Here is an 11,954-nt window from a genome sequence, read left to right as displayed (position 1 = left end):
TTCGCTGCAGGAAAGGATCACAATGCGCTTAACCTCCATTCGTCTTGTCGGGTTCAAGTCCTTTGTCGATCCGGTCACCGTCCCCTTCGATGGCAATATGACCGCCATCGTGGGGCCCAACGGGTGCGGCAAGTCCAATATCATCGACGCCGTGCGCTGGGTCATGGGCGAGTCGTCTGCCAAGACCCTGCGCGGCGAATCCATGGCCGACGTGATCTTCAACGGCTCGACGGGGCGCAAGCCCGTCGGGCAGGCCTCTATCGAACTCAAGTTCGACAACCGCGACGGCGGCATGGGCGGTGTCTATGCCCAGTACGCTGAAATTGCCGTCAAGCGCCTGGTCACCCGAGACGGGCAGTCCAACTACTTCTTCAACGGCCAGAAGTGCCGCCGCCGGGACATCGCCGACCTGTTCATGGGGACCGGCCTCGGCCCGCGTTCGTACGCCATCATCGGCCAGGGCATGATTTCGCGGCTCATCGAAGCGCGCCCCGACGACCTGCGTGCCACCCTCGAAGAGGCTGCCGGTATCTCCAAGTACAAGGAGCGTCGCCGGGAAACCGAAAACCGCATGCGCCGGACCCAGGAGAACCTGGAGCGACTGGACGACATCCGCGACGAGCTGGACAAGCAGCTGGAGCGCCTCAAACGCCAGGCCGAAGCCGCCAAACGCTATCAGGAACTCAAACAGCAGGAGTATCGCCTCAAAGGCGAGCTGGCGCTGCTGCGTGGGCGCACCCTGCGTGCCGAGCAGTCGCATCAGGAAAGCCGGGTGCGCGAGCTGGAAATTGCCGTCGAGAAAGACGTGTTCGGCGTGCGCCAGTGCGAGACCCGGCTGGAGCAGGCCCGCGAACAGCATGACGAGCTGGCCGATGTGCTGGAGCGTCACCAGCAGCAGTTTTTCGAGACCACCACCCGCATCGCCCGGCTGGAACAGGACCAGGCCCACCGTCGCAGCCGTGAAGCGCAGCTGGCCAGCGACATCGCCACGGCCCGCCGCGACCTGGATGAGCAGCGGCTGGTCAGCGAAGGCGACCGCGAGCGACTGTTCGCCATCGACGAACGCCTGGAAGACGTACTGCCCGAATACGAAGCCCTCGAAGAGCAGCTGGCGGAGCTGGAAGAGACCCTGGCGTCGGCCAGCCCCGCCCTGGAGGCCGCCGAGCAGCAGTGGAGCGATGCCGAAAATCGCTGGCGCGAAGCCAGCCGCGATGCCGACCGCCGCCAGGATCAGCTGCGTGATCTGGAGCAGCGAATTGCCCGCCTTCAGGCCGAAGGCCAGCGCCGCCGCCAGCAGCGCGGCGAGCTGGCCGACATGGCCGCCCTGCGCCAGGAGCACGCCGAGCATCACGCTCGGTTGACCGAGGCCGACCAGCGCGCCGCCACGTTCCAGAGCCAGCGCGAGCAGTGGCAGCAGCGCTTCAGCGATGCCAAGGCGGCTTACCAGCAGGCCCAGCAAGCGCGAGACCAGCAGCGTCAGGCGCTCAGCCAGCAGCAGGGCGAGTTGGCATCGCTGCAAGCATTGATCGATGCCGCCCTGGCGGACCACGACCCTCAATCTGGTGAGGCGCTGGCAGCATACGGTTTGGCCGAGGCACCGCGGTTGGGCGAGGCCATCGACGTGTCGGCGGGCTGGGAGCGAGTGATTTCCTGGCTGTTGGCCCCTTGGCTCAACGCGCGGCTGGTGGCTACCCAACAGCTGCAGGCGCTACCCGAAGCACTGGCCACCGACTGGTGCCTGATCGACCAGGCGCTGCCCGCCGGGCTGCCCAATACGGGCCAGCGGCTGCACGCACTGGTCACCGGGGCGGGGGCCTTGAGCGAGTGGTTGGCGAGCATTCACTTCGTCGATAGCGCGGATGACATTGAGGCGCTGCTGCCCAGCCTGGCCAAGGGTGAAAGCGTGGTCAGCCGCGATGGTGTCTGGCGTGGGCGGGGGTGGCTGCATCAGCAGGCCAACGGCGAAGGCGTGGATGCCCTGCTGGTGACCCGCCGCCGCTTCACCGAGCTTGCAGAGCAGCGCGCCCAGGCCGAAGAGGCGCTGGCGCTGCTCGATGCGCAGTGCGACACGGCCAGCGAGGCGCTGGACGCGCTGGAGGAGCAGCGTGAGCAGCAGGCCGAGCAGGAGCGTGATCACGCCAGCGCCCGCCAACAGCTGGCCATCCAGGAGCAGCGCCTGGCCCAGCGGCTGGAGCATCTGCAAGGCCGTGCCGCCGAGCTGGACGATGAGCTGGCCCGGCTGCAAGAGGATGAGGCGGAGTTAACGCTGACGTTGGAAGAGCAGCGTGCCCGCTGGCACACCGCCATGGAGCAGCTGGAAGCCGCCTCCGAAGCCCGAGAAACCAGCGCCGAGCAGCGCCATCAACAGCGTGAGCAGCGCGAGCGGCTCAATCAGCAACACGCCCCGCTCAAGGCACGGCAACAGGCGCTGGCGCTGGAGCGGGAAAGGTTGAAGGCCGAGCGTGACAGCCTTCAAGCCCAGCAGGCCCGCTCCAGCGATAGCGAGGCGCGGCTGACCCTGCGCATTGCCGAGCTGGAAGAGTCGCGGGAAATGCTGGTAGAGCCGGATGAACTCGCCAGCGAAGAGCTGGAAGAGCTGCTGCATCAGCGCGAGCAGCAGGAGCGCCGCCTGAACGAGACGCGCCAGCAGGCCCAGGCCCTGGCCGAGCAGCTGCGCAATGACGAGCTGGCCCGCCAACAGCACGAGCGTAATCTGGAGCAGAGTCGCGAACAGCTACAGCAGCGGCGCATGGAGGTGCAGGCGCTGGCACTCAAGGCGGCCACTCAGGACGAGCAGTTGGCGGAACTGGGGCACAATGCCGATGAACTGGCCGAGACGCTGCCCCAGGACGCCAGCGAACCCACCTGGCAGGAGCGGCTGGAGAATACCTCCGAAAAAATTCGTCGCCTGGGCGCCATCAACCTGGCGGCTATCGAAGAGTATGACCAGCAGGCGGAGCGGCGTAACTACCTGGAAGCCCAGCATGCAGAGCTCAGCGAAGCGCTGGAGACCCTGGAGCGCGCCATCAAGCGCATCGACCAGGAAACCCGGGTGCGCTTCAAGGAAACCTTCGAACAGGTCAATACCGGGCTGCAAACCCTGTTCCCCCGAGTGTTCGGTGGCGGGGCTGCCTGGCTGACTCTGACGGGAGACGACCTGCTGGAAACCGGTGTGGCGATCATGGCACGCCCACCGGGCAAGAAGAACAGCACCATTCACCTGCTCTCCGGTGGCGAAAAAGCGCTTACGGCGCTGTCGCTGGTGTTTGCCATCTTCCAGCTCAACCCCGCGCCGTTCTGTATGCTCGACGAGGTGGACGCGCCGCTGGACGATGCCAACGTGGGGCGCTATGCCAAGCTGGTCAAGGAGATGTCGGAGAACGTCCAGTTCATCTACATCACCCACAACAAGATTGCCATGGAAGCCGCCGAGCGCCTGATGGGGGTGACCATGCAGGAGCCCGGCGTCTCGCGGCTGGTGTCGGTGGGCATCGACGAAGCCGCCGCGCTGGTGGATTAAAACTCTTTCTAATCCACTACCTCATGGCGGCACTTTATGAGCTTGATAAGGTCTGTGGATTGGCTTAAAAAACGTATATGCCAGTTTAAAAGTGCAAATGCCTGCAAAAAGTGGCCCTTTTTGTAATAATCGCGCTATGCTAGGCATTAAACGTATATTGATCAGAAGGTCCCCCATATTTGGGTGCTGCGCATGCGCTGCATCTTGTAACCGGTTAGTTGACCCATGGAATGCTCGACATGGAATTAAGAGAGTGGTTAATCATTCTAGGACTGGCTCTGGTATCGCTCATCGTCGTTGATGGTGTGCGAAGGCTTCAACGTCAACGTCGTGTTCCGCAGCTGGATCAGGCTGGCAAGGATCTGCCCGCCGTCAAGCCGGAAGAGTTGAGTGACGAGGCCAGAGAAGCTGAAATCAACTGGGAGCTGCCCAACGGCGGTGCGCGGGTGGTCAAACCTGCCGATTACAGCGGCCTGGGCCAAAAGCCCAAATTAAAGCGTCAGGAGCACCCCGGGCCTTCAAAAGTCCTTTCTGACTTCCGCCGCTCGTTTGCCCAATCCGTTACCGCAAACGCCAGGTCGTTTACTTCGAAGTCTGCCAAACCTGCCGTGGCCCAATCCGAACCGACAACGGGTGAGACAGTCAGGCACAGTGAGCCCCTGAAGGCGCCGTCTCGGGCCGAGCCGTCGATGGCTCCATCGTCCGTTACTGCACCTGCTGCACAGAGTGCCATGCCCGAGGCCGCCGACGCTGTTTCTCAAGAAGCCCCACATAGTGAGCCCCGTCGTGAGCCCAGCCTGTTTGCGGCTGAGCCTGTGGCCCCGCAGGACACCACCGTTTCCGCTGCTGCCCCCGTTGAACCAGCCACTGAACCAGCCACTCAGCAGCAGCCTTCACCGGAAACGGCGGCTCCCACAGTTTCCGAGCCTGCTGCCGAATCCGTGCCAACCGTCCGCGTGGAAGCCCCCGCGGCGTCTGCCGTAAGTAAAGCAGCGGTTAGCGAAGCACCTGCCAGTGAAGCACCTGCCAGTGAAGCACCTGCCAGTGACGCAGCCGCTAGTATGGATGCACCCGACCAGTCAGCGGTCAGCGCCGACGTAACCGCATCCACACCTTCCAGTGAACGCTTGGCTGCCAAGGGTGTGACGGATCAGAACGACGTGGCGAACCAGAAAGCCACGGCCGATCAGACGGTCGCGGCGAACCCTGAAAGTGTCGAGCCCGTTCTGTCAGCCAGTGACACGACAGAAAGCACGCTGCTGAGCGCCGTGGAGCCAGAGCCCGATGCCGAGCCAGTGCTGCGCGCCGAGCCGGAAGATGCCGTCTTTGCCAAGACCTCCGAGACGCCGAGACGCCGCCAGCTGCGCTCGGATATCGTAGGTGATGTGGACGAGCTGGATGACGACGAGGTAGATCGTTACCGCCTGGTCGATTTCGAAGGCATTGGCCGCTCCTTCAAGCGCCGTATTATCGAGCGTCGCAAACAGAAAGCGATCAAGAAAGCCGAAAAAGCCAAGCGCGCCGAAGCGCTGGCCAAGCAGAAAGCCGAGCGCAAAGCGCTGGAAGCCGAGCAGCGCCGCGTGGCCAGGGAAGCCGCAGAAGCAGAGAAAGCGCGCATCGCACAAGAAAAAGCCCAGGCCCGTGAGCTAGCGGCGACGGAAGCTGCCGCCAAACGCACTTCGCGTGGCAAGGCCCCGGCTCTGGACAGCTACGAGGCTGCCGAGCGCTTCGATGCACCGCTTAGCGCCCATGATGATGCCTCGCCGCGCTATGATGCTCATTATGCCGACGATGCTCATTATGCCGATAGCGCCGCCGAGACAGATTACGACGCTGCTTACGCGGATATCGACGCGGGCTACGATGAGTCCTACGAGGCTCGGGACAGCGTGGTACGCGCCCACCCGACGCTGGAGAAGGCGCTGCGTCACGATGTCAACGGCGAGCACGCACGAGAAACCCTGGCCGATGCCGAAGAGATGATCGTCATCAGCGTGCTGTCTCGCGACCCGGAAGGGTTCGACGGCAGCAAGCTGCTGGAACTGATGATGGCGTGTGGCCTGCGTTACAGCCGTACCATGGGTGTCTTCCACCGGTTCGAAACCGAAAGCGCCGAGAGCGAGCTGCAGTTCTCCATGGTGAACGTGCTGAAGCCCGGCACTTTCCCCATCGAAGAGATGGACGAGTTCGTCACCCCAGGCATCACCTTCCTGATGCCGCTGCCTGGCGCGCTGGATAGTTCGGCTGCCTTCGAGGCAATGGTGGAAACCGCCATGGTGGTGGTACGCCACATGGGCGGCGAATTGAAAGACGAGAACCGTAGTGTCATGACGGCGCAAACCATCGAGTTTGCCCGCCAGCGTGTGCGCGAGTTCGAGCGTCGTCATCGACTGCATCGCCAGTTGCAGGCACGCTAAACGTTTTTGTCATACCCACACCCGCCTTCCACCCGAAGGCGGGTGTTTTTGTTACGACCGCATTGATGATTCACTGACCCCTTTTTCATTTGTTTCGGAATGTCCGCATGAGTTCGCTAGACCCCGCCCTGCTGGAAGAGATTGGCCAACTGCGCGCTGATCTGGATGACGCCAATTATCGCTACTATGTGCTGGACGAGCCAACGCTGACCGATGCCGACTACGACCGCAAGCTGCAACGTTTGCAGCAGATCGAGGCAGAACACCCTGACCTGATATCACCAGATTCGCCCACCCAGCGAGTGGGCGCGGCCCCGGCGGAAGGCTTTCCGGAAGTGGCCCACGCCATTCCCATGCTGTCGCTGGACAACGCCTTCAGCCGGGAAGACATCGTGGCCTTCGCCCAGCGGGTGGCCGAGCGCCTGGAGTGCCAGCCCGAGGAGATCGAATTCAGCTGCGAACCCAAGCTGGATGGCGCAGCGGTCTCGCTGGTGTACGAACAGGGTGTGCTGGTCAGCGGGGCAACGCGCGGCGATGGGCGTACGGGCGAGGGTATTACCTCCAACCTGCGTACCTTGCGCTCGGTGCCGCTGAAGCTGATGGGAGGTGCGTTGCCCGAGCTGGTGGAGGTGCGTGGCGAGGTCATCATGCGCCACGCCGGGTTCGAAGCGCTGAACCAGCGTGCCCGAGACGAGGGCAGCAAGGTGTTTGCCAACCCGCGTAACGCGGCAGCAGGCAGCCTGCGCCAACTCGACCCGCGCATCACTGCAACGCGACCGCTGGAGTTCCACGCCTATCAGGCGGCGCGGTTGGAGCCCGATATGGGCGATACCACCCACAGCGCCTTGATGGCCAGGCTCTCCCAGCTGGGGTTCAAAACCAGCGCCGAGCTGAGCGTGTTGCAAGGGCCAGACGCCGTGGCCGACTACTGTGAACGGCTGGGCGAAAAGCGTGACCAGCTGGGCTACGACATCGACGGCGTGGTGATCAAGGTCAACGACCTGCGCCACCAGCGGGAGCTGGGCTTCGTGGCCCGCGCGCCACGCTGGGCGGTGGCCTTCAAGTTCCCTGCCCAGGAAGAAGTCACGCTGCTCAACGACGTGGAGTTTCAGGTCGGCCGTACCGGCGCGATTACCCCGGTGGCACGGCTGGAGCCGGTCACGGTGGCCGGGGTGACCGTGTCCAACGCCACGCTGCACAATGCCGATGAGATCGAGCGGCTGGGCGTCATGATTGGCGACACCGTGGCGATTCGGCGGGCGGGGGACGTGATTCCTCAGGTGGTGCGTGTCGATGTCGAGAAGCGCCCAGCCGAAGCCCGCGCCATTGTATTCCCTGACCAGTGCCCGGTGTGCGGCTCAGAAGTCGAGCGCCTGGAAGGCGAGGCGGTGGCCCGCTGTTCCGGCGGCCTCTACTGCGCGGCCCAGCGCAAGGAAGCGCTCAAGCACTTTGCCAGCCGCAAGGCCATGGACATCGACGGCCTGGGGGAGAAACTGATCGAGCAACTGGTCGAGCAGGACTGGGTCAAGACCCCCGCCGAGCTGTTCCACCTGACCGTCGAGCAGCTCAAAAGCCTGCCGCGCATGGGTGAAAAGTCCGCCACCAATCTGGTCAATGCGCTGGAAAAAGCCAAGCAGACCACGCTGCCACGGTTCATTTACGCACTGGGCATTCGTGAAGTGGGCGAAGCCACCGCTGCCAACGTGGCCAACCACTTTGGCACGCTGCAAGCCCTTCAGGAGGCCGACACGCCCGCGCTGGAAGCGGTCAACGACGTGGGGCCCATCGTGGCGAAACACATCCATACCTTTTTCCGGCAGCCGCACAACCTCGACACCCTGGATGCGCTGATTGCGGCGGGGGTTGTCTGGCAGGAAACCGAGGTGGCCCAGGGGCCCACGCCGCTGGAAGGCCAGTCCTGGGTGCTGACCGGCGCCATGGAGAGCATGACCCGTGACGAAGGCAAGGCACGTTTGCAGGCGCTGGGGGCCAAAGTGGCGGGCAGCGTGTCCAAAAAGACCACCTGCCTGGTGGCCGGTGAGGCTGCGGGCAGCAAGCTCACCAAAGCCGAGGAACTAGGCGTCGAAGTGATCGACGAAGCCACCTTTATCGAGCGTTTGAGCGCGTGGGAGCAGAGCGAATGAGCCGTTTCATAGAAGTCCCCGCCCGCATGCTGCCGCCCGAGACGCTGGATGCGCTGCTGGAAGCGTTCGTGACCCGCCAGGGTTACGACACCACCGATACCGGCGAAGGCATGCGCGGCTGGGTCGCCGAGGTCAAGCGGCAGCTGGAGCGTCACGAGCTGATCATCGCCCATGACCTGGAGCTGGAAATGACCGAAGTGATGACGCTCGCCCAATGGCGTGCCTTTGGGCGAGAGCTGGCCGATGACGAGGAAGAGGGCGATTACTGAGCGCGGATCAGCGCACTGATCAGGCGCCTTCCCGGGTGCAGGTGGTCCACCAGCGGCTGCTCCAGAGGGAGCGGCTCATCGCACAGGCTGGAAGCCAGCACTTCGGCGCACAGCGGCGCGCTGGCCAGCCCACGAGAGCCATGGGCAGTGGATATCCACAGCCCGCCATGGTGTTGGCCTGGGGTCTCCGGCACCTTCGAGGCATCCTTGGCCAGCGCCGCGTAGGCCGTGCGCCACGCCGCTGCGTCGGGCACTGGCCCGGCATAGGGTGTCTTGTCGGGGCTGGCGGCGCGCACGGCGGCTCGGCCCGTCAAGGCGCTGGGCGTCAGCGGCCCTGTGGCGGCCTCCAACGCCGCGACCCAGTCAGGCAAGGCCTGGCGCAACTCGTCGATATTGCGCTGATGGTCTGCGTCGGCGGTGTGGGTGGTGGCATCGTTGGGCACGAAGCTGGCGCCGAAGGTGAGCACGCCCTCCAGCGGCGGCGAGACATACCCCCCCGCACACACCACGCGCTGGGGAGCCGCCGTGCCCTCCGGCAGCGGCAGTTCGCTCACCTGGCCACGCACCTGCTGCAGCGGCAGCTCCGCCGTCTGGGCGAAACCGTTGGCCAATGACGCCGTGGCAATCACCACCTGGTCGGCGGCCAGGGTGTCGCCGTTGGCCAGGGTGATCTGCCAGCCCGCTGGCGTGGCGTGCAGCGCCGTGGCTTCCCCGTGGTGCAGGGTGATGCCGGGGTGTTGCAGCAGTTGCTCGCACAGCCGTTTGGGCTGTACCCATCCCGCCTGTGGGTAAAAAAGGCCCTGTGCCGCTGCCGTGGGCACCCCGGCCAGTGCGTCGGGGGCCTCGCTGGCCGCGACCAGCGTTTCCGGCAGCGGGTGGTGGGCCATGAAGCGCTGCTGGCGGCTCGCCTCTTTCTCGCTCAAGGCCAGCTGCACCACGCCGCAGGGCTGCCAGAGCGGCGGCTGCTGTGGCCGCGCGGCCGCGAGTTGGCCCAGCCAGCGCTGGCTGTAGAGCAGCCCCGCCAGGTAGAAGCGGCTCTGCAGGTTGGTTTCCACCGCAAGCTTCACGTATAGCGCCCCCTGCCGATTACCCGACCCGCCCGCGCCGGGCTGCTCACGCTCCAGCACCGTTACCTGGCGGCCGCGCCGTGCCAGGGCGGCCGCCACGCTGCTCCCGGCCATGCCTGCGCCAATCACCACGATGTGCTGCGAGCGAAGGGTGGGCGGTGGCGTAAACCATGGCGTCCGCTGGCGACGGTTGTCCACAGGCGGTGTGGCAATACTGCCAGCCAGCATTTCCCGCTTGCGACCGAAGCCAGGCACCTTCTGCCAAGCGAAGCCTGCGGCTTTCAGGCCGCGCTTGACGATCCCCGCGCAGGTGAAGGTAGCAAAGGTGGCTCCGGGCCGCGAACGGGCCGCCATGGCAGCAAACAGCTCAGGCTGCCACATCTCCGGGTTTTTGGAAGGGGCAAAGCCATCCAGGAACCAGGCATCCACCTGGCCTTGCAAGGCTTCCAGCCGTTCGGTGGTGTCGCCAAAGTGCAGGTCCAGGGTGACACGTTCGCTCAGGTGCAAACGGTGAACGCCGCTGACGGGATCGGGCCACAGGGCGCAGAGCGCCTGTGAATAACTGGCCAACGATGGCCAGGCGCTCAGGGCACGCGCCAGGGCAGTGTGGCCTAACGGAAATTTTTCGGTAGAGAGCAGGTGCAGCCGTGCCCCTGGCGGGGCGTGGCGTTCGAAGCAGGCCCAGGCACACAGCATGTTCAGCCCGGTGCCAAAGCCGGTTTCTCCAATCACGAATGCCCGGGGTGCCTGCCACTCGGCAAACCGCTGGGGCAGATGGTTGGCTGCCAGAAAGACGTGTTCGGTTTCCGCGCGACCGTCCTCCCGGGAAAAATAGACGTCACCGAAGGCATCAGAGTGCGGGGCATCGTCGTTCCAGGAGAGCGTCGGGGCGGTCATGGCCGCCAGCGGGGGCAGGTCAGTGGGGCGCTGGGTCACGCGAATATCCGTGGTGGTCGAAGAGTGAACGAGGGTGGTCAAAAAATGATCAATTTGTTCAGCAGGGCGCTATCTCTGGCTTATAGAAAAGCGTCCGCCGTGTTTTCACAGAGTTTTCCACAGGCTCTGTGAAAAAGCAGGCGGACCCTCCACAGTCGCCCTTGTGGGTCAAGGCAAAACTTTCTTGAACGGCTTAACAATTACCTTGGCATAGACCCCGGCAATGATGTAAGGGTCGGCATCCGCCCACGCCTTGGCCGCTTCCAGGCTGTCGAACTCGGCCACCACCAGGCTGCCGCTAAAGCCCGCTTCGCCGGGGTTGTCGGTGTCGATGGCCGGGTGGGGGCCAGCCAATACCAGACGGCCTTCGTCACGCAGCGCTTCCAGCCGTGCCAGGTGGTCCGGGCGGGCGGCCAGTCGGCGCTCCAGGCTATTGGCCACATCTTCACTGATAATTGCATACAGCATAGGGATAACTCCTTGAAGGCAGTGCGGTTGGGGAAGCCTTGCAATCGCTCCCGGCATTGACCGCGTGCTGGTTAACGCGCACCATGGCGAGCTGTTGTACCACACGCCTATTCTGACAAACTCGCCACACGGCGTCATGCTAATGCCACGACTTCCTGAAGCTTTTCCCCCTGCACTGCCCCGTGTGTTCGATGCCGATCAGCGTTACCCGGTCGATTTGCACATGCACTCTACCGCCTCGGATGGGGCGCTGCCGCCTGACGAGCTGGTGGCGCTGTGTGCCGCCCGAGGCATGACGCACATTGCCCTCACCGACCACGACACCATGGACGGCACGGCAGAAGCCAGCCTGGCCGCCGAGCAGGCGGGCCTGTGCCTGGTGCCCGGCTGCGAGTTATCCACGCGCTGGCAGGGCATCGGTATTCACGTGGTGGCGTTGATGCCGGGCGGCTTGCAGGGAGCGCTGGTGGAGGGCCTGGAGCAGCAGCGTCAGGCGCGTATCCAGCGGGCTGAAGTGATTGCCGAGCGGCTGGAGAAAATGGGCCTGCCCGATGCGTTGGCCAAGGCCCGCGCCCAGGCAGGCAGCGACCGCCCGTTGGGGCGCCCGGATTTTGCCCGTGCCTTGGTGGCGGAAGGCGTGGTGGCCGACTGGGCCGGAGCCTTCAAGCGCTACCTGGGCAGCGGCAAGAAGGGCGATGTGAAAGCCCACTGGCCCGAAATTGCCGATGCCGTGGGCTGGGTGGTGGCGTCCGGCGGCGTCGCGGTGCTGGCCCACCCGCTGCGCTACGGGCTGACCCGGCGCAAGCGTGGCCTGTTGCTGGATGCTTTCACCGCCGCAGGGGGCGAGGCGGTCGAGCTGGTCAGCGGCCAGCAGAACCCGGACAGCACCCGTGACCTGGCGCGTCAGCTGGTGGAGCGCTCGCTGTACGCCTCGCTGGGCAGCGATTTTCACTTTCCCGGCAGCCACGCCGCCCCCGGCAGCATGAGCGTGGTGCCACGTACCGCCGCACCGCCCATCTGGGAACACCCCCGGCTGGCGCACATGCGCGATGCCGCGCCGGGCATGCTGGCGGCTGGGTGATCACGCGCCGTATCGGCTAAGCTGTCGGTATCGCGCTAACGAATGTGCAACG

The 11,954-nt window shown here is 64.7% G+C and carries 7 protein-coding genes; 5 read left to right on the top strand and 2 right to left on the bottom strand.

Annotation, left to right across the window (positions count from 1 at the left end; all coding sequences use genetic code 11):
* The first annotated feature begins 22 nt into the window (after positions 1–22).
* The 4 genes from smc to HSS18214_RS0108240 all read left to right on the top strand — a co-directional run bounded on the left by smc (position 23) and on the right by HSS18214_RS0108240 (position 8,350).
* On the top strand, positions 23–3,520 hold the full coding sequence (smc, locus tag HSS18214_RS0108260; protein ID WP_016914821.1) for a chromosome segregation protein SMC: 3,498 nt from the start codon (positions 23–25) through the stop codon (positions 3,518–3,520).
* Between the two features lie 239 nt (positions 3,521–3,759).
* Complete coding sequence (gene zipA / locus HSS18214_RS18000) at positions 3,760–5,937, top strand: cell division protein ZipA (RefSeq protein WP_040460931.1); 2,178 nt, start codon at positions 3,760–3,762, stop codon at positions 5,935–5,937.
* Positions 5,938–6,044: 107 nt separating this feature from the next.
* Complete coding sequence (ligA, locus tag HSS18214_RS0108245; protein ID WP_016914818.1) at positions 6,045–8,081, top strand: NAD-dependent DNA ligase LigA; 2,037 nt, start codon at positions 6,045–6,047, stop codon at positions 8,079–8,081.
* Positions 8,078–8,350 carry a YheU family protein gene (locus tag HSS18214_RS0108240; protein WP_016914817.1) on the top strand — a complete coding sequence of 91 codons (273 nt, stop codon included), beginning with the start codon at positions 8,078–8,080 and terminating at the stop codon, positions 8,348–8,350. Before ligA ends, HSS18214_RS0108240 begins: the two co-directional genes overlap by 4 nt.
* On the opposite strand, the gene mnmC is transcribed toward HSS18214_RS0108240, so the two are convergent.
* Positions 8,344–10,314, bottom strand: coding sequence for a bifunctional tRNA (5-methylaminomethyl-2-thiouridine)(34)-methyltransferase MnmC2/FAD-dependent 5-carboxymethylaminomethyl-2-thiouridine(34) oxidoreductase MnmC1 (mnmC, locus tag HSS18214_RS0108235; RefSeq protein WP_083844182.1), 1,971 nt, complete (start codon positions 10,312–10,314; stop codon positions 8,344–8,346). The two genes, HSS18214_RS0108240 and mnmC, sit on opposite strands and share 7 nt — an antisense overlap.
* Positions 10,315–10,521: 207 nt before the next feature.
* Positions 10,522–10,821 carry a YciI family protein gene (locus tag HSS18214_RS0108230; protein WP_016914815.1) on the bottom strand — a complete coding sequence of 100 codons (300 nt, stop codon included), beginning with the start codon at positions 10,819–10,821 and terminating at the stop codon, positions 10,522–10,524.
* Positions 10,822–10,963: 142 nt separating this feature from the next.
* Here HSS18214_RS0108230 and HSS18214_RS0108225 point away from each other — a divergent pair, with 142 nt between their 5' ends.
* A complete protein-coding gene (locus HSS18214_RS0108225) occupies positions 10,964–11,902 on the top strand; it encodes a PHP domain-containing protein (RefSeq protein ID WP_016914814.1) in 939 nt (312 codons plus the stop codon).
* Positions 11,903–11,954 lie beyond the last annotated feature (52 nt).

The organism is Vreelandella stevensii S18214 (assembly GCF_000275725.1).
GTDB classification, from domain to species: domain Bacteria; phylum Pseudomonadota; class Gammaproteobacteria; order Pseudomonadales; family Halomonadaceae; genus Vreelandella; species Vreelandella stevensii.
The sequence above is the reverse complement of the archived record's forward strand: the minus strand, read 5'-3'. Positions and strand labels throughout refer to the sequence as shown.